General features: G+C 74.8%; 13 protein-coding genes. 9 read left to right on the top strand and 4 right to left on the bottom strand.

The annotated features are described in order from the left end of the window. The first annotated feature begins 17 nt into the window (after window positions 1-17). Both ABZV06_RS00225 and ABZV06_RS00220 read left to right on the top strand, forming a co-directional pair. Window positions 18-2,420, top strand: a complete 2,403-nt coding sequence (locus ABZV06_RS00225) for a right-handed parallel beta-helix repeat-containing protein (RefSeq protein WP_355617319.1) — start codon at window positions 18-20, stop codon at window positions 2,418-2,420. Continuing rightward, window positions 2,417-4,360 (top strand): AAA family ATPase, encoded by a 1,944-nt coding sequence (locus tag ABZV06_RS00220; protein WP_355617316.1) that lies wholly within the window; start codon window positions 2,417-2,419, stop codon window positions 4,358-4,360. The genes ABZV06_RS00225 and ABZV06_RS00220 overlap by 4 nt, the downstream gene beginning before the upstream one ends. Here ABZV06_RS00220 and ABZV06_RS00215 read toward each other — a convergent pair. Continuing rightward, window positions 4,338-6,740, bottom strand: coding sequence for a hypothetical protein (locus tag ABZV06_RS00215; RefSeq protein ID WP_355617313.1), 2,403 nt, complete (start codon window positions 6,738-6,740; stop codon window positions 4,338-4,340). The genes ABZV06_RS00220 and ABZV06_RS00215 overlap by 23 nt on opposite strands. After that, the gene (locus ABZV06_RS00210) at window positions 6,737-8,878 is read right to left on the bottom strand and encodes a hypothetical protein (protein WP_355617310.1); all 2,142 of its coding nucleotides are present in this window, start codon (window positions 8,876-8,878) and stop codon (window positions 6,737-6,739) included. The genes ABZV06_RS00215 and ABZV06_RS00210 overlap by 4 nt, the downstream gene beginning before the upstream one ends. Before the next feature lie 50 nt (window positions 8,879-8,928). On the opposite strand from ABZV06_RS00210, the gene ABZV06_RS00205 reads away from it, so the two are divergent. The 7 genes from ABZV06_RS00205 to ABZV06_RS00175 all read left to right on the top strand — a co-directional run bounded on the left by ABZV06_RS00205 (window position 8,929) and on the right by ABZV06_RS00175 (window position 15,261). Beyond that, complete coding sequence (locus tag ABZV06_RS00205) at window positions 8,929-9,228, top strand: hypothetical protein (RefSeq protein ID WP_355617307.1); 300 nt, start codon at window positions 8,929-8,931, stop codon at window positions 9,226-9,228. Next, the gene (locus ABZV06_RS00200) at window positions 9,225-9,515 is read left to right on the top strand and encodes a hypothetical protein (protein WP_355243748.1); all 291 of its coding nucleotides are present in this window, start codon (window positions 9,225-9,227) and stop codon (window positions 9,513-9,515) included. Before ABZV06_RS00205 ends, ABZV06_RS00200 begins: the two co-directional genes overlap by 4 nt. A 532-nt stretch (window positions 9,516-10,047) precedes the next feature. After that, complete coding sequence (locus ABZV06_RS00195) at window positions 10,048-10,593, top strand: hypothetical protein (protein WP_355617304.1); 546 nt, start codon at window positions 10,048-10,050, stop codon at window positions 10,591-10,593. Between the two features lie 123 nt (window positions 10,594-10,716). Beyond that, on the top strand, window positions 10,717-11,274 hold the full coding sequence (locus ABZV06_RS00190; RefSeq protein WP_355243742.1) for a sigma-70 family RNA polymerase sigma factor: 558 nt from the start codon (window positions 10,717-10,719) through the stop codon (window positions 11,272-11,274). Window positions 11,275-11,283: 9 nt separating this feature from the next. Then, window positions 11,284-12,843 (top strand): S8 family serine peptidase, encoded by a 1,560-nt coding sequence (locus tag ABZV06_RS00185; protein ID WP_355617301.1) that lies wholly within the window; start codon window positions 11,284-11,286, stop codon window positions 12,841-12,843. 98 nt (window positions 12,844-12,941) lie between these two features. Then, complete coding sequence (locus ABZV06_RS00180; RefSeq protein ID WP_355243736.1) at window positions 12,942-13,733, top strand: zf-HC2 domain-containing protein; 792 nt, start codon at window positions 12,942-12,944, stop codon at window positions 13,731-13,733. A 133-nt stretch (window positions 13,734-13,866) separates the two neighbouring features. Further along, on the top strand, window positions 13,867-15,261 hold the full coding sequence (locus ABZV06_RS00175) for a hypothetical protein (protein WP_355617298.1): 1,395 nt from the start codon (window positions 13,867-13,869) through the stop codon (window positions 15,259-15,261). Here the strand turns inward: ABZV06_RS00175 and eccB are convergent. After that, entirely contained in the window at window positions 15,150-16,556 is a 1,407-nt protein-coding gene (gene eccB, locus ABZV06_RS00170) for a type VII secretion protein EccB (protein ID WP_355243731.1), read from the bottom strand. The two genes, ABZV06_RS00175 and eccB, sit on opposite strands and share 112 nt — an antisense overlap. A gap of 1 nt (window position 16,557) precedes the next feature. Continuing rightward, complete coding sequence (gene eccD / locus ABZV06_RS00165) at window positions 16,558-17,952, bottom strand: type VII secretion integral membrane protein EccD (RefSeq protein ID WP_355617295.1); 1,395 nt, start codon at window positions 17,950-17,952, stop codon at window positions 16,558-16,560. Window positions 17,953-18,033: the final 81 nt, after the last annotated feature.

Below are 18,033 nucleotides of genomic sequence, written 5' to 3'. Positions count from 1 at the left end.
CGGAGGTACCACCCGGCGTGAGAAGCAAGAGGATCCTCGTCTCCCGGACCGCCGGCGGGGCCAGCCGCAGCATCCGCGAGGCGTTGCAGAAGGCCGAGCCGGGTGCGCTCATCATGGTGGCGCCGGGCCACTACCCGGAGAACCTGGTGCTGGACAAGGTGGTCACGGTGACCGCCGAGGAAGGGCCGGGCACCGTCAAGATCACCGCTGCCAGCGGCCCCGCCGTCGTGTTGACCGCCGAGTCGGCGGCACTCAACGCGCTGACGATCGAGGCGCTCGACGCGGACAGCCCCGCCGTCGCCTTCGAGGCCGGCCAGCTCGGGGTCACCGAGTGCGAGCTGTCCGCGGGGTCCTGGGCGACCGTCTTCGTCCTCGGCCGAGCCTCGCTCACCATGCGCGGCAGCCGCGTCACCAACCAGACCGGCGCCGGGGTGGTGGTCACCGCCGCGACCGGCACGGTCCTCGACGACTGCCGGCTCGTCCAACTGGGCACCTCCGGCGTGGTCGTCGGTGAGAGCGGTGTGCTGCGCATGCGGGCCAGCACCGTGCAGGGCGCGGGCGGCAACGGGGTGTGCCTCAACGGGCGCGCGTCCCTCGACCTGGAGGACTGCGAGATCATCGCCGCCGGTAAACCGGCCCTCGCCGTGGAGCAGCAGGCCGCAGCGGTGATCCGGCGGCTGACCGTCACCGGCGGCGACGGCATCGGCGCGTACCTGGCCACCACCGGCGCGGTGTCCATCGAGGACAGTGTCATCACCGGCAACGGTCACGACGGCGTGTTCGTCAGCGGCCGGTGCGCCCCACGGCTGACGCGACTGGCGGTGCGTTCCCCCGGTCGGCACGGCCTCCGCTTCGTCGGACAGGCCGCGGGTGTCGTCGAGCGGTGCGCGGTCGTCGGGGCGGGCGCCACGGCGGTCAGCGTGGACGAACGCTCCACACCCGAGTTCGGGGATCTGGAGATCGACGGCGGCGGCGACTCGGCGGTACGCATCGACGGCGGCGCGGACCCTTTCTTCCGCCGCCTCCAGGTGTCCGGCTGCCCCGGTACGGCCATCGTGGTCACCGGCGCCGCGCGCGGCACCCTGGAGAACGTCAGCGTGGACCGACCGGGCGGCCACGGTCTGGCCGTCGAGGGTGGGGCACGTACCACCGTCAGCGGACTCAGCCTCCGTGGCGCCACGGCTGCCGGTCTGCGGGTGGCCGGGGCCACGCTCACCTGCACCGACGCCGACATCGCGGGGTCCGGCGGCCCCGGGGTGGAGGCCGCCGCCGGTGCCGAGCTGTCCCTGACCCGGTGCCGCGTGCACGACGGCCGGGCCGACGGGTGTGCGGTGGCCGCCGACGCGTCCGGCGTCCTGGCGGAGTCGGAGTTCCACGGCAACGCGGGCAACGGGGTCACCGTCGCCACCACCGAGCCGCTGCGCCTGACCGGCTGCGCCGCGCACGACAACCGCGGCTCCGGGCTGCGCCAACTGGTGCCGGGCGACGTGACGGTGGACGGGTTCAGCAGCGCCCGCAACGGCGCGCCGGACGCGTACGGCACGACCGCTGCCGCCACCGCCAACGCGTACGCCGAGACGGCCCCGGCGGACCGCGCCGAGATCCGCCGCGCCGGCGACCCGCTGGCCGAACTGCACGACCTGGTCGGCCTGCAGAGCGTCAAGCACGAGGTGTCCTCGCTGGTCAACCTCAACAAGATGTCGCAACGTCGCAGGGAGGCCGGACTCAGCGCCCCGCCGATGGCCCGGCATCTCGTCTTCGCGGGGCCACCCGGCACCGGCAAGACCACCGTCGCGCGGCTCTACGGCGCGATCCTGGCCGACCTCCGTGTCCTGCGCTCCGGTCACCTCGTCGAGGTGGCCCGCGCCGACCTCGTCGCCCAGATCATCGGCGGCACCGCGATCAAGACCACCGAGGCGTTCAACCGTGCGCTGGGCGGCGTCCTGTTCATCGACGAGGCGTACACGCTCAGCACCGGGCGGGGCGGCACCGGCCCCGACTTCGGTCGGGAGGCGATCGACACGCTGGTCAAGCTGATGGAGGACCACCGCGAGGACATCGTGGTGATCGCCGCCGGCTACTCCGCCGAGATGCAGCGCTTCCTCGACACCAACCCGGGCCTCGAATCGCGGTTCAGCCGGACCATCGAGTTCCTCAGCTACAGCGCCGCCGAGCTGGTGACGATCGTCGAGGAGCAGTGCCGCCGGCACGACTACCACCTGGACACCGAGGCGGCCGAGCTGCTCCTGACACACTTCGAGACGATCCCCAGGACCGGAACGTTCGGCAACGGCCGCACCGCCCGCAAGGTCTTCGAACGGATGGCCGACCGGCAGGCGTCCCGTCTCGCCGCGTCCGACCGGCTCACCGACGCCGACATGCGCCTGCTCACCGCCGCCGACTTCGCCGGTGACGCGTGACGGGCGTTGACCTGCTCGGCGGGCCGGCGCTCACCGTGGTCACCGGGCCGCCCGGCGTCGGTCGTACCCATGCGGTGCGGGCGGCCGCCGACGCCGCCGCGCGGAACGGCGCGCCGGTGCTGGCGCTGCGCCTGGCACCGCAGGACCGCGACGAGCCGTGGTACCTGGCCGGACGCATCCTCGCCGCGCTCAGCCCGGCCCGTCCGTCCGGCCGCGCGGCCGAGCCACCGGCGACCGCCCTCGCCGGCGTCCTGCGCCGACGGCCCGGCCTGCTCCTCGTCCTCGACGACGCCCAGTGGGCCGACACGGAGTCGGCGGAGGCGATCGGTGACGTGCTGGACGACCCCGCAGGCCCGCCCGTGCGGTGCGTGGCGGCCCTCTGTACCGGTGGCGGCCTGGCCGTTCCGCGCCCGCGCCCCGGCCTGCGCGCCCGCATCGTGCCGCTGCGCCCACGACGCGCGGCCGAGGCCGACGCGCTCGCCGCCCGGCTGCTCCGCGCCACCCCGCACGAGGACCTGGCCGCCGCGCTGCGCCGCTACGGCGCCGGCGTGCCCGCCGCGATCGACGCGGTCGTCACCGGGTACCGCGACGGCGGGCAGCTCGTCGTGGCCGACGGCCGCGTCGGCCTCCGCGACCCGGCAGCGGTCCCGGTCATCCCGCGCGGTCACCAACTGCTGCGGCCGGTACGTCGGCTCGACCGTTCGACGCGAGCGGTGGCGCGTGCCCTCGCCGTGCTGCAACCGTTCGGCCCGGCGGCGCCCGCCCTCATCGGACAGGCCCTCGGACTGACCCCGGTCGAGGTGGACCGGCAGCTCGCCGTGGCGCGTACCGAGGGGGTCACCCGGGCTCGGCCGGGCGGTTGGACGGTCACCCCGCCGGCCCTGGCGCTGGCCCTCGCGGCCGACCTCGGTCCGTACGAGCGACACCGCACCGCCCAGGTCGCATCCGCGGCGCTCGGGCGCGACACGAACGCGTACGACCTGCCCGATCTTCTCGTCGAAGCCGGCACGTCGGTCGACCCCGAGCGGGCTCTCGTCCGCGTGCACGCCGGTGGCCGAACCGTCCGACCGTCCCTGGCCGACCGCTGCCTCCTGGACTTCCGCGCTGGTCGCTGGGCCGCAGCCCTCGACGGGGCGGTGCTCGCCGAGGCGGCCGGGCAGCCCGGAACAGGCGTACCGGTCGCCCGGGTGGCCGCCGAGGTGCTGCTCGCCCAGGGCCGGCCGGCGCGGGCCCGAGCCCTGCTGGACGCCGCCGCCGACCAGCCACCGCACCTGCTGGCACCGGTACGCGCCGACCTGCACCGGGCTCTCGGTGACCCGGCGGCGGCCGCAGGGGCGGTACGGGACGCCCTGGAGCTGTCGTCCGGCGGCGAGCTGTGGGTGCTCGCCGCCGAACTGGCGACCGATCACGGCGACCACGCCACCGCACGCGCGGCGCGAGCGGTGCCGCTGCCCGCGTACCCGGCGGCCGTCGTCCGCCTGATCGTCGACGGGGACGCCGACGCGGCGGCCGAGGCGGTGGAGTGGACGCGGCGACAGGAACGACCGTACGAGCTGGCCCGCACCCTGGAACGCGCGGTGCGTTGGGCGGGCGCCGACCCGGGCCTGCTCGCCGAGGCGTACGACGTCCTCGGCGCACTCGGGGCGCTGCTCCACCGGTCCCGCCTGCGGCAGTTCGCCCGGCACCGGGGCGCCCCGGTCGCCGGTCGCGCCGAGACCGTCGCCGAGGGCGACCTGCTGCTCGCCGTCCTCGTGGCCGAGGGACTGTCCAACCGGGAGTTGGCCGCGGCGACGCAGAGCAGCGAGAAGAGCGTCGAGGGCCGGCTGAGCCGCCTGTTCGCGCGGACGGGCTACCGCTCCCGCGTCGAGCTGGCCACCGCCGTGCTGGCCGGGACGTTCCCCGGGCAGCCCGACGCGGTCAGCGCCGTTCCGGGGCGATGAGGCTGGACAGCGGCAGCTCGATGCCCTTGGCCCGGGGACGCCAGCGGTCGTTCTCCGCGTGCAGCACCTGGTCCACAGTCGTCCGCTCGTAGTACCGGCTGGGCAGCAGCATCGTCACCCCGTCCGCCACCAGCTCCGGCAGTCGTGACCGCACCGAGGTCAGACCCGCCAACACGGCGGCGCTGGCCAGCACGTCCACCGCCCGGTTCGGCGCGACCCGTAACCGGACCAGCCGGTGCCCGGCCCGGACTCCGGGACGCCGCGCCAGCAGCACCAGGAGGTCGTCGTTCGTACCGCTGGGGTCGGGCCGGTCCGGCACCACCGCCCACATCCGCCCACCGCGCGGCGCGAAGACCACCTCGTTCGGCAGGCCGTCGGCACCGTGCCGGGCACCGGTGCAGCGCAGCGTCAGCGGATTGGCCGGCAGCTCGACCGGATCGCGCGGCTGCCCGGCCTCGTCCACCCGGAAGCCCTGTTCGAGGCGAGCCAGGTCCAACCAGCCCGCCGGCAGCAGGAACGTCCCGTCGCTCGCCTGGTGGCGCAGGTCGGCGGGCAGGTCGACTCCGGCCCCGCCCAGGTGCACCGCTCCACCCGCCTCGACCCGCAGCGCCAGCAGATGCTGGTGCGGACCCGACCGGGCCAGCCCGTCGCCGGCAAGATGGCCGACGAGATGGAGGTTCGCCGACGGCACCCCCTCGACCGCGACGCGCTGTGCCGGCCACGGCGACGACAGCCACAGACGTACCGGCGTCGCGTTGACCTCCGGTCGTTCCGGCAGCCAGCGGACGCCGTGCGGCCGCCGGCCCCGGGCGGACACTGTCAGCGACGGCCGTGGGCTCGGCGACGGCAGCGGACCGGCGGTCGCCGGAGCCGTCGCGGCCGGCTCCGCCACGCCGCCGCGGGCGGGCGACAGCTTCGGGACCTGCCGACGCAGGGAGACCAGCCAGCCGTCGTCGTTGCGCCACCGGCTGTCGTCCGGGTCCGGGCCGGTGGAGGCCGCGCGCTGCCAGCGCGCGGGCAGCCGCTGGTCGTCGACGGCCCGCGGCAGTCCCTCCTGTACGGACACCACAGCGCCGGGCGCGAGCGACCACACCTGGACGCCCAGTTCCTCCTCCAGCACCCGCAGGTGCTCGTGCAGACCGTCCGCCCGCTCCGGGGGGACCGGGGTGAGCACCGTCAGATCGCCGCCGTCCCAGCCGGCCATCTCCAACAGCCGGCGCAGTTGGGCGGTGCCGGTGGCCAGGACGCCGCCGTCCCCGTGGCGCAGCCCCAGCCGGCCGTCCTCCAGGATCGTCAGGTCGACGAGCGTCATGCCCGGCTCGGCGTTCAACCCCCGGTACCGGTCGCGTGTCGCCGCCTCGCGCTGTCGCGACGTGCTCATCAACGCCACCGCGCCGGCCGAGGCCGTCGTGACGCCGCGCGCCGGCGTGAGCCGCCCGTCCAGGTCGGTGTCGAACACCGGCCCACCCGTGGCGTACGGGGGACGGGCCGGCCGCCAGGGCACCGCCTGTCCGGACCGGTCCCGCGCGGCCAGGTCGCGGCAGCCCTTGAGCAACACCGCCTCGGCGCCGACCGGAGGGGTCCACACTGTCGCGCCGGTCGCCTCGGCCAAGGCCTGCACCTGGGCGTCGAGCAGGCGCTGCTCCGCCTCGTCCGCCGGCCAGCGCAGCCACAGCCGCAGGTCACCACCGTGCAGGGGGATCGACGACAGTGCGGCGGCCACCTCGTCGGCCCCGTGCACCCCGCTGCGTCCCCGATAGGTGGACAGCACGAATCCGCCGCCACGGGTGGCGAGGGCAACCGTCGCCAGATCGGGGTGCGCCGCCCCCAGCCGGGCCGCCGCCGCCCGTCGTACGACGTAGCTCTCCCGGTCGGCGAACTCCAGACCGTTCGGCAGGGGCAGGGTGACGAGCCCGCCGCGTTGCAGGACGAGGCCACCCGCCAGGTCGTACCAGCCCGGCAACGACGTACGCATCGACGCCGGCTGCACCAGCACCCAGTCGACCACCTCGCCGCTGGCACGGTTCACCGGTACCGCCTCTGTCCGGCCCCCGGCCGCGGCCACCGGCTGGACCGTCGCCCCGGTCGGGGTCACCAGCACATCACTGCCCAGGGCGTCCGCGAGCCGGCCGAACAACGCCGCCTGCCGAGCGCCGTCGTCCATCAGCACCCGCAGGTCCCGTTCCCCGGCGCCGGCCTCGCGGGCGAGATCGGCCAGGGCGTCGACGCCCAGCGCGGTCACCGGATCCTGCGGCGTGGCCAGCCCGCCCTCGTCGCAGCGGACCAGCGCCAGATCGGCGAGGCCGGGAACGGGCGACGGGCGATCGTCCGGGTCCCGCGTCACCGCGTCCGCCACCGGTTGCGGGGCCTGTCGCATCATGTCGCCAGCCCTTCAGCCATCGCGCGCACGGACCATCGGGCCGCCGGGGCCGCACCGATCACCACCGGGACGGTACGGTGCCCGACGGGCGTCAGCGAGCGGCGCTCCCGCCACAGAGCTTCCACGGACGTCGCCGGGCAGAACACCACACGCAGCGGTGCCGGGTCCAGTCGCGCCAGCTCGTCCAGGGACGTGAGGCGGCGGGCCCGCTCCGGCAGTGGCTCCGCGCCGAGCGCGTCACCGATCACCACGACGTCGACGGCCGGCGCGAGCTGGGTGAGCAGCCGTGCGCCCAGCCGCCGGCTCGCGTCCGGATCGCCGCCGAGGGTGAGGACGTCCGGGGCGGCCGCCAGGTCGACCCAGAGGCGGCGTCCGTCGCGTTCGCCGAGCACGACGGGGATGCTCGACGGCGGTGGGTTCCAGCCGTCCTCGAGCCATCCGTAGGCCGAGCCCCAGCGTGCCGGCCGTGCGCCGACCAGCCGGACGGTCGTGGTGGCCGTGCCGGTGTCCAGGTCGGCGACCAGGGGTGGGAACCAGCCGGGCATGGTCGCCGCGAGCGATCCGATGCCGGCCACCCGTTGCAGGTCACCGGCGGGCAGCACGATGGCACGTCGCAGTCCCTCGACCACCGGCGCGGGCGTCTGCGGGTCCGCGGCCTGACCGACGCCGATCGGCGGGGGTTCGTCGGGCGGGGCGGACGGTCCGACCGGGACGAGCGGGGCGTCGTCCGCCGGCTGCCGGGGCTCGGGCACTGGCGTCGGGCGGGCCGCGGCGATCGGGGGGGACACGCGCGTCGGCGACGTGGTGGGCGTGAGTGGTGTGACCGGTTGCGGTGCGACGGTCGGGGCCGGGCTGAGCGGTCGCGGCGCGACGAGCCGCGCCGTGGCGGTCGGTGACGGCGCCGACGTCGGCTCCGGCGGCCCGATCCGCTGCGGCCCGGGCCGCTCCGCCGCGACAGGCAGTGGCTCTGCGGGCAGTGGCTCTGCGGGCATCGGCTCGGTGAGCTGTGGCTGGGCGGGCAGTGGCTCGGTGGGCACCGGCTCGGCCGTCCGTGGCTCGGGGGCTTCCGGCTTCTCCGCCGGTGGCTCGGCGTCGCCTGGCACGGTGGCACGCGGCTCGGCCGCGCGCGACTCCGCAGGAGACGGCTCGATGGTCTGCGGCGGGGCGGCCGATGGCTTTGCGGTCGATGGCTCTGCGGTCGATGGCTCGGCGGCCGGTGCGGCGGACAGTGGTGGCCGACGGGGTTCGGTCGTGGAGGCCGGCGGTGTGGCGGATGTCGGAACAGCACAGGAGGTCGGGTCGGACATCCTCGGGACGAGCGGTGCACCGGGACCGTCGACGGGCGCGGGCGCGGGCCGGGTCGCGGCGGGTGGCCGTGCGTCCTGGTCGGGCGGCGGTGCGGTGGAGGCCACGGGCGCGGCCGAGGGGCGGGTGGTGACCGGCGGCGCGGCGGCCGACTCCATGGTGGACGCGCGGGGCACGGAGACGACGCCGACGGCGGCGGGGGTGTCGGTGCTCGTGCGCGCGGTGCGGTCGCGGCGTCCACCGATGGCCCGGCGGGACGGGCCGGCCGACGTCGGTGCGCCGCGGGTGCGCAGGACCAGCAGCGGTACGGCCAGGGCCGCCAGCAGCAGGGCGGTCAGGGTGACCAGCAGGATGGGGGACATCCCGCCCTCGTCGGTACGCGGCCCGGCGTCGGCGGACGAGTCCGGGGCCGCGGGGGACGGCGGGGTGGACGCCGGCGCGACGGACGGCAGCGGTCCGGTCCGGACACCGGGGCCGCGCGCGTCGGCCGGCAGCAGCAGGATCCAGCCAGGTTCGAGGACCGTCGGGTCGTCCATCACGCGACCGTCCGGCTGCGCCCGCCCCCGGTTGAGCTCGAAGATCTCGCGGTAGCGCTTGCCGTCCCCGAGGGTCTGTGCGGCGATCGCGAAGAGGAACTCACGCCGGCCGTCGACCGGATCGCCGACCACGTAGAACTTGTCGGCCGTGGCCGTGGGTGCCGGCGCCGCGTGTGCCTCCCGGGTCGGCCCCCAGGTCAGGAGCAGCCCGATCACCACCGCGGCCAGGACCGCGAACACTTTGCCGCGATCCGTGGCGCGGATCGTGAACAGCGGAGCCACGCACTTCGTTCCCATGGTGAACTCCTGAGTGTGGAGGCATTATGAGCGGAATTACACCGTATTCGTTGGGCGAGGGCAACGTCGCTGACCGATGCCGTGCCGCCGTCCTGGAAATCGGTGAACAGGTCGATCGGCTGCGTGTCCATCTTGGTCGGCTCGACCCCGAGCGGCTGCGCATGTCCCCCCTACGGTTCCAGGCACTGCTCGTCGGGTTCGACATCTACGCTCGGATGCTCGACGACGCGCTGAACGACCTCGTCGCCGAGCTGCGTCCGCCCGCCGAGCTGCGTCCGCCCGCCGAGTTGCGCCCGCCCGCCGCGCCCGGGCGTCGCGACCTCGAGATGGTCGCGGGGGAGAACCAATGACCGACACACCGTACGAGGTGGACCCCGGCTCCGCCATCGGTGAGCTGGCGGCGGATCTCGTCAACCGGTTGGCCATGCTGCGGCAGCTCGTGGAGCCCGCCACGGCGGCAGCCCCGGCGTCCGGCCTGGTCGCGTTGCCCCCGGCGCACGAGTGCGCGATAGCGGTGGACGGTCTGCTGGGGCGTACCGGCATCCTCAGCCTCATCGGCGGCGCCCTGGAGGCGGGCTGGTCCGTCGGCGGCGACGCCGGTTGGGACGCCGGCGACGTGGCGGGACGGGGTGCGTGAGATGTACTGCGAGGACGCCATCATGCGTGCGCAGGTCGGTCTTCTCACCATCGGTCGGGTCGACGACGCCGAACGCTCGGAGGTGGCGCGCCACCTGACGGAGTGTCCGTCGTGCCGGTCCGAGCGGGACGACATCGCCCGGGTCGTCGGCATGCTCGAAGTGCTGCGTTCCGCTCCGGACGACGCTGCGGACGACTCTCCGTACGACCTGCTCGCGCCTCCCGCCGTGGCGCGGCCGCGACCCCGCCCTCCGGCCCAAATCTTCGGTGCCCCCGGCACGCCACCTCCGTGGACCCCTGTGGCGGAGCGTCCGGCGCTTCCGCCCGGGAGTCCGTCGAGGCCGGCTCTCGGACCGGCCGGTCATCCCGCGCGCGTCGCGGTGACAACACCGTGGTTCGATCCGCACCAGCCTCCGAGGTCCCGCCCCGGCGCGTCCGAGCGCCTGGTGCCACGGCCGATCGAGTCCTCCCGCCCGACGCACCGCGTGCCCGCGCCGCAGGACCCCGTGCCCGTGTCGCAGTACCCCGTGCCCGTGTCGTATTGGTCGGCCCTGCCGTACGCGCCCGTCGCCGCGCTCCCGTCCCGCCCGGATGGTTACCTGCCGCCCCGCCCCGCCACCGGCCCCCTCTCCCGGGGCCCGCACTCGCACCGGCGGCCGCGCCGCAGGTCGGCCCGTTTCCCCGTCTCGCTGGTCCTGCTCACCGTGACCCTGACCGCCGGTGCGGTCCTGGCTCCCTGGCCCCCGGCCGACGGGCGGGCCCCGATCGTGGCGACCGCCGCCTCCGGCGACACGGCGCAGGTCGACCTGCGCGCCGTGCTGCGCGGTGGTGGGGACAGTGTTCGCGTCGAGCTGACCGTCGCCGGGCTCGCCCCGGGCACCACCTACCAGGTGTACGCCGGCACGGTGCACGGTGACCTGGAACTGCTCGGCGAGCTGCCCGGTGACGCCGGACCCGCCGACTGGTCGGGCGTGGCGAAGGTACCGGTCGACGATCTCGCCTACCTCAGCGTGTGGGAGGTGGGCGGTCAGGTCGTGGCTGCGGCGAACGTCGTCGAGGACCTGCGACGGGCGGTGTGACGTACGCCACATCGCGGGTTTGAACGGTGTTTGCACAGGTCCCGATCCCCAGTGGACACCAAAGGAGTCGGTAGGGTCCCCTCGTCCGTGAACCCGGCATTCGGCGGCATCGTTATGGTTTCCGTGGATCAGGCCACCGCGCAGGCGGCGTCCGGTGAGTTGTCACAGCCTCCGGCGGATGACGAGGCGTTACGGGTCGCGTATCGGACCCATGGTCCGATCCTGCTCAACTACCTGTCGCGCATGACGATGGGCAACCGTGCCCTGGCGGAGGACATCCTCCAGGAGACACTGGTCCGCGCCTGGAACCATCCGCAGGCGCGGACGGCCGACGGCCAGTGGAGCCGGGGCTGGCTGCTGACCGTGGCCCGGCGTATCGCCATCGACCACATGCGGTCGGTGCAGGGCAGGTCGACCGAGGTCCTCGACGAACGCGTGGCGGAACGTCAGGTGGCCGACGACGACTTCGAGCGGTTGCTCAACGCGCGGACCGTGCGGGAGGCGGTGGCATCGCTGCCGGAGCGGCTGCGCGGGACCCTGATCGAGATCTACTTCCGGGAGAGTTCGGTCGCCGAGGCGGCCCGTAACCTGTCCGTTCCCGAGGGGACGGTCAAGTCCCGGACCTTCTACGCGCTGCGGGCGCTGCACGAGGAACTGGTGAAACGTGACTTCGCGCTCTAGGGGGTTCCGGTGACGGTCCGATCGATCCGCCGGTGGGCGACGGCCGCGCTGGTGGCCGCGCTGCTCGCCGTGCTGGCACCGGGCTCCGCGGCGGCGGCCGACGAGTACGTCCTCTATGCCACGGTCACGGCGGGCGGCGCGAACAAGGCGACGACCCTGACCGACATCGCCCAGCGCTACCTGGGCGACGCCGAGCGCGCGCAGGAGTTGTTCAACCTCAACAGCGGCCGCCAGCAGCCGGACGGCGCCGCGCTGACCGACCCGAACCGGCTGACCGCCGGGTGGTACATCGTGCTGCCCTGGGACGCCGTCGGGCCCGGTGTCCAGTACGGCGTCCTGCCGACCCGTCCACCGGCGGCGTCTCCCGCTCCGGCGTCGTCGTCCGCCCCCGGCGGTCCGGGAAGCCCACCGGTGGGCCCGGGCGCGGCCGGGCCGGCGCCGACGTCGCGTCCGGGAGGCAGGTGTGTGGCCGCCGCTGTCGCCAGCGACCCGTCCAACTGGGCCTCCACCAGGTTGGCGGCGAGCCGTGTCTGGCCCCGCACGAAGGGCGCCGGCCAGTTGGTGGCGGTCGTGGACTCCGGTGTGGACGGTCGCCTGCCCCAGTTGGCCGGCCGGGTCGCCCAGGGAGCGGACCTGGTCACCGGCGGCGGGCGCGGTGATGCCGACTGCCTGGGCACCGGCACCGCGATGGCAGGTCTGATCGCGGCGGCGGCCCCGGCCGGTGGCGGTTTCGCCGGCGTCGCGCCGGAGGCGGTCGTGCTACCGGTCCGGATCGCCACCGACGGCAAGCCGGTGGGTCCGGCCGACCAGGCCGCTGCCATCGAGGTCGCCGCCTCCGCCGGCGCCACCGTGATCGCCCTCGGCGACCATGTCCTGGTCACCGACGAGAAGGTACGACAGGCGATCGACCAGGCGCTCTCGCGGGACATCGTGGTCGTCGCGAGCGCTCCGGCCGGCGCCGAGAACGCCGGCGCTGCGGCCCTGCTGCCGGAGTACCTGCTCTCGGTTGGTGGGGTGAGCGCCGACGGCAAGGCGGCCGAGGAGTACGCCACCGACACCGTCGACGTCGTCGCCCCGGGCGTCAACATCTCCAGCATCGGCATCACCGGCACCAACGGGTTCGTCGGTAGCGGCACGCGGTACGCGGTGGCACTGGTCGCCGGTGAGGCGGCGCTGGTCCGGGCCGCCCATCCGCGCCTGTCGGCGGTCCAGGTCGCCCGCCGCGTCGTGGTGACCGCGGAGGAGATGGGCGGATCTCCGGCTGGAAGTCCGTACGGCCACGGCATGATCGACCCCGAGGCCGCGGTCGTCGAGGACCTGCCGGACGAGACCGAGTCGTTGCCGCCGGAGTCGACCGGCACGGCCGGCGGGGCCGGGGGTGCCAGCACGGTCACGCAGGTCGCCATCCTGCTGGTCATGCTGGCCGCGCTGGTGGCCGGCGCCCTGCTGGTCGTCCGGCTGCGTCGCTCGGCACGTCGTACCGCCGGCGAGAGCGACGATCCCTCGGGCAGCGCCGAGCCGGTCCGTGACACGGATCAGGTGCCGTCGACCCCGGGTGGTGGCCGATGAGTCGATCCACGACTGAACCTCCATCTGGCCACACTCGTTCTCCAGGTGCAGCGGAACGTGCGGAGCGGGCGACCAGGATCATGAGGACTTGATGCCCAGTGGGCGACAACGGATGTGACGAACCGGAGGTGCGCGACAAGGTCGCGCTCTACGTCGTCGGCCAGATCTCGGACAGCGAGCGGTGGGCGGTGGAGGAACACCTGGCCCGCTGCGCCGATTGCCTGGACGAGAGCCGGGTCCTCGGCGACGCCGTGCTGGCCCTGACGCTCCTCGGCGACGCGGATCGGCAGGAGTTGATCGCCGAGTTCGGCGTGCCGGGCGGCGTGACGACCTCCCACGTGGCCGCGCGCACGGCGACGGCGTCCGGTCCGCCGGCACGGATCGAGGCGGACCGGCGGCCGACACCCCGGGCGCCCGGCACGACCGGGCCCGGATCGCGCTCGCGGCGCCCCCTGCGTCGCAGGCCCGTCATGGTCGCGGGTGGGCTGGTCCTGGTGGTCCTCCTGGCGGTCGGCGGGGTGCTCGGCCAGGCCGCCCTGTTCGGGCCGCCGGCGTCCGCGCCGACGGCACTGGTGGCCGACTCCGGAGGCAGTGCCACCGGTGCCGTCCTGTCGGTGACGGTGTCGGCGGGCGGCGGTGACGCCGCCGTACGGGCCACCGTGTCCGGTCTGGAGCCGAATCGCAGCTACCGCTTCTACGTAACCGACGTGGACGGCAACAGCTATGACATGGCCGCGGTGACCGGTACGGAGCAGGCACAGGATTTCACCACCGCGTGTCCGGTGCCGATGGACCGGGTGGACAGGTTCAGCGTGACGGCCCCCGACGGCGCGCTCGTCGTGGCGGCCACGGTACGTCGGGACACCGACGCGCCGACCGCACCCGGTTAAAGGTTCAACAAACTCTCAGTCGATAGTTGCCCACCGGAAACAACCAACGCCTACCATCGGCTAATGCCCACCCCCGGCGGCGTGCGCCACGCCCGTCCACCGTCGCCGCCGGCATGACGCCCGACCAGTCCCGATGGCCGAGCCTGTCGGCGGCCCGCCCCTGATGTCACCGCCCGCAGTCCCCTCCGCCGGCCCGCGTCGACATCTCTCCGGCTCCCTGCGCTGGCTGACCGACGGACTCGCCGTCGTCGGACCGGACCCGGACGGGGCCATCGCCGTGGCGGCCGCCCAACTGCCCGCGGAGCCCGGCGTGCTGACCGTGGTGGGCGAGGTGGCCGGGCACCAGGACTGGCAGGCCGTCACCGAGACGCTTCCGACGCTGATCCGGCCGGGCACGGCCGTGCGTCTGGGGCTCTCCGGCGCCGGCACCACCCTCGGGCCGGGCACCACACCGGAGTCCGACGCCTCACCCGCCGCCGCTCTCTCCCGGCTGCTACAGACCGATGTGTACGCGCCGGACGGGCCGGTGCTGCTGGTGCCCGGCGGCACCCTGTACGCGCCGCACGGCTGGCGGCGGTTCGGCGAGCCAGGCCCACCAACCCGCACCGTCCTGCGCCATCCGCGCCCGAACTGGGAACGAGAGGTCGACACGGTCGCCCGGCACACCTCGGGTCCCCTCCGCGCACGCTCGATCCCGGCCGGTCTCTGGCTGCACCGGCAGACCCGGCAAGCGGCGCCGGCCTCGTACGACGACCCGGTGTACGCCATCCCGGCGGACGGCGACCGGCCCGTGGTGGTGGTCGGCCGACCCGGGCTCGCACCGCCGGACCCGCGCGCCGTCCGCACCGTCCTCGACGCGCTCGACCCCTCGCTGCTGTTGACGCCGTACGGCGTACCCCTGTCGCTGGTCGTGGATCTCGCGACCGAGCTCGCCGGGCGGTGGGGACGCCCGGTGGAGGTGGCGACCGGCCTGCCCACCGTGCACGAGCGGGGTCTGGTGTCGGCGGCGGTGGACCCGGACGGCCTCAGCTGGTGGGTCCCGCCGGCGTCGCGGCTGCGGTGTGCTCCGGGCCGGCCGCCGGTCCCGATCGCGAGTGGGCCGGTGGTCGCCGGGTTGCCCCCCGACGGCGACGCCTTCCGACTCGGCGACGGGTGGGTCGTGGAGCCCACGGCGTGGGGCCTGTGGGTGCGCTCGCCCTCCGGCGGGGACGACCGCGACGACGTCCGGCAGCGCCCGACCGACGGCACACGGCTCACCATCCTGGTCGGTCTCCCGGGTCAACCGCCGCCGCCCGGCGTCCGGACGCTGCTGTCCGGTCTCGTTGCCGGGCTCACTCCGCAGCAGTGGGCGCGGACGACGTTCGCGCCGGCCGAGGTCGACGAGCTGCTCGGGGGCGGCGGCGTACCCGAGCGCGCTCACCGGCCCCAGGTGCGCCCGACGAGCGCGGCGTCGCGGCCGAGCACGGGCCCGGTCGGCAGCATTGCCAGGAACTCGCGTGGCACGTCCACGGGGGACACACCGGAGTAGCCGAGCGCGTCGACGGTCTGGTCGTCGGGCAGCGGGAACTTCACCCCGAACTCCGACACCAGGTAGACACCCGTGGGCACCGCCGCGGGGGAGGGCCGATCGCGCAACAGCATCCCGCTGCCGGTGCTCATCACCACCTCGTCGGCCAGACCGGCCGCGTCCGCTTCCGTGGACGCGCTGACGGCCCGCTCCAGCGCGGTGTCGGGAACGGCGAGCGCCTCGGACCGTACGCTGCCACTGGTGATCGTGTGTCGCACGCAGGCGACCGCCCCCCGCAGGTCGTTGACCGTGGACGGCGGTTCGGCGGGGAATCCGGTGATGTACTCGCCGCCGTCGAGCACGGGCGTCCCGTGCAGCGCGTCCGCGTCGATCGGGATCGGCCGTGGCGTCGAGCCGGGGTACGACCGGCGGGTCGCGGGATCGCCGAGCAGCAGCGCGCCGATCGTACGGCTGATCGGCGCGAGCCCGTCGGCGCGCGCGAGATAGAGCTCGCGCGTGGCGAGCGCCGGGTTCGCCACCTCGAAGATCTGCCCGACCACCGAGGGGCCACCGGCGATCGGCGGCCCCGGCCGTCCCCGCCCGGCGACCGCCGGCACGACCAGGTCCCGCCCGGAGTCGAGCGGGTTGAGCCACGCGGCGGTAACCCGGACCGGGGGCGCGCCGCCGTATCCCAGTGCGAACCGCACCTGATCGCCGCCGAGGCGGTAGCGGCGGCCCTGCCACACCAGGTGCAGGGCGTTGTCCGGTGTGGACACCAACAGCGCGCCCGGATCGCGGCCCTCGACGTCGTCGAGCACCAGGGTGGTGCGTTCGGCCTTGGTGCGGTCCAGGGGGCGTCGGGCGCACACGGTCCACGCGCCCCGGTAGAGCTGCTTGCCGGTGGGCACCGCGTCGGGCGCGTCCGGGATGCCCACCGGCGCGCCGACGGGTACCCCGGTCAGCGAGTTGCGCGAGACCGACCGCACCGGTGCGGTGCTGTTCATGATCAGCACCGCGGACGTGTAGTTGAGCACCGGCCGCAGTTCACCGCCGAGCAGCAGGTACCGCGCTCCGGTCTCCTTGACCAGGATGATCGAGCCGGGCTGCCGCCACTTGTCGCTGCCACCGGGTCGCAGCAGCCCGTAGATGCCGAAGCCCGCGGCGATCAGGACGCTGAGCAGCAGTCCCACGGCGGCTCCGATGGTGAAGCGTCGGTGTGGCGGGTCGTCGCCCTCCGGGCGGCCCTTCATGAGCGCGCCGATCAACCGGCCCGCCTCGAAGAGGTAGGCCTGGACCTGGTCCCTGCGCGATCGCACGTCAGCCCGCCCAGGCCCGGATCGCGGAGTACACGCCGAGCACGGCGCCGAGCACCGGCAGGACGGCGAGCGCGACGACCAGCTCCAGGATGTCGGCGGCCCGCGCCCAGTAGGGGCGCAGCCTCCGCCCCGGCAGGGCAGTGCTCGCGGCGAGGAAGGCCAGTCCGGCCGCTGCGAGCACCGGCAGCGCCGCGACGCGCAGGTAGAACGGCTGCTCGCCGCTGAAGCCGAAGAGCACCAGGAGGATGAGGACCGTCGCCGGGACCACCACCGTCCAGCGTTGGACGGTGGTGGTCAGGTGCCGGGCGCGCAGGAGGAGCAGGGCGGCCGTGATCAGGGCCAGCGTGCGTGGCCAGGCACCGCCGGGCAGCACCAGGAACACGGCCAGCGCGAGCTGCGCCGCACCGACACCGAGCAACAGCGCGGACTGGTGGCCGACGACCGCGTTGCCGCGCTCCACCACCAGCCTGTACGGCACCGGGTCGATGTCGTCGGAGAGCTGCTCCGGCCGGCGCGGCATCATCGGCAGCGTCAGCCCGCCGAGGCGGAACGCCAGCAGCGGCAGCACCATCATCACCGCCAGCGTGGTGACCAGGGCTGTCCCGGCGGTCCGTTGGGTGTCGAACCCACCAGCGGCGGCGACCACCGCCGGCACACCGGTCAGCAGCAGCGCGGTGATCGCGCCGCTGAAGACCACCGCGCCGTCCGCGACCGCGGCGAGACCGGCGCAGACCGCCGCCAGCGCGCAGAGGCAGACGGCGGCGACGGTGACCGTCCACGGGGCGTCCGGCGCGGCCCACCGTGCCGCGGCCCAGCCGGCCTCGGCGGCGTACGCGGCGGCACAGCCGGCCAGGAGGGTGCCGGCCACCGGATCGGCAGCGGCCCTGCTCACCAGGCCCGCCGCGCCGATGAGCACGATCGCCGCCACCGCAGCGGTGAGCGCCTGGTACGCCGACGGCCCGCCCAGTGCCAGCACCGGCAGCCCGGTCAGGACGGCGAGGACGCCGAACGACAACAGCAGTGCCCGCAGCCGGGCCGGCGTCCACGTGTCGCGGTGCTGCCCGACCTGGTCGGCGAGCCCGTCGATGAGGTCGTCGTAGCCGATCGGGGGTAGCGCTCCGGCACGTGGCAGCAGGTGGACCGTGTCGCCGTCGAGCAGGTCGAGGGCGGCCGGGGTGCGCTCCTCGTCCAGCGGCGGATCGCCGATCCGTTGCAGGGTCCAGCCGTCGTGGCTGGTGCCGTGGTCCCCCGCCTGCGGGTCGAGTTCGGCAAGCACGACGGGCAGCACGTCGATCAGTGGTGTGTCGATCGGCATCGCCAGGTCTACAACGTGTCCTTTCAGGACAAAACGTAGCCTTACCGGCGCTACCGTGCGATGCTGAATCAGCTCATCCATCGTTCGGACCCGGTTCCCTCCTGCCGCCCGCTGCCACGCCGACCAGATCTCGCCAGATCAGGGCCGTCACGCTAGCGGCGA

The sequence above is a fragment of the Micromonospora sp. NPDC005172 genome (assembly GCF_040608555.1).
Lineage (GTDB): Bacteria > Actinomycetota > Actinomycetes > Mycobacteriales > Micromonosporaceae > Micromonospora.
The sequence above is the reverse complement of the archived record's forward strand: the minus strand, read 5'-3'. Positions and strand labels throughout refer to the sequence as shown.

Excerpts from the sequence above, each read along its gene's own strand:
- ABZV06_RS00215 (WP_355617313.1), bottom strand. The coding sequence starts at position 6,740 with ATGATGCGACAGGCCCCGCAACCGGTGGCGGACGCGGTGACGCGGGAC.
- ABZV06_RS00210 (WP_355617310.1), bottom strand. The coding sequence starts at position 8,878 with ATGGGAACGAAGTGCGTGGCTCCGCTGTTCACGATCCGCGCCACGGAT.
- ABZV06_RS00200 (WP_355243748.1), top strand. The coding sequence starts at position 9,225 with ATGACCGACACACCGTACGAGGTGGACCCCGGCTCCGCCATCGGTGAG.
- ABZV06_RS00175 (WP_355617298.1), top strand. The coding sequence starts at position 13,867 with ATGGCCGAGCCTGTCGGCGGCCCGCCCCTGATGTCACCGCCCGCAGTC.
- eccD (WP_355617295.1), bottom strand. The coding sequence starts at position 17,952 with ATGGATGAGCTGATTCAGCATCGCACGGTAGCGCCGGTAAGGCTACGT.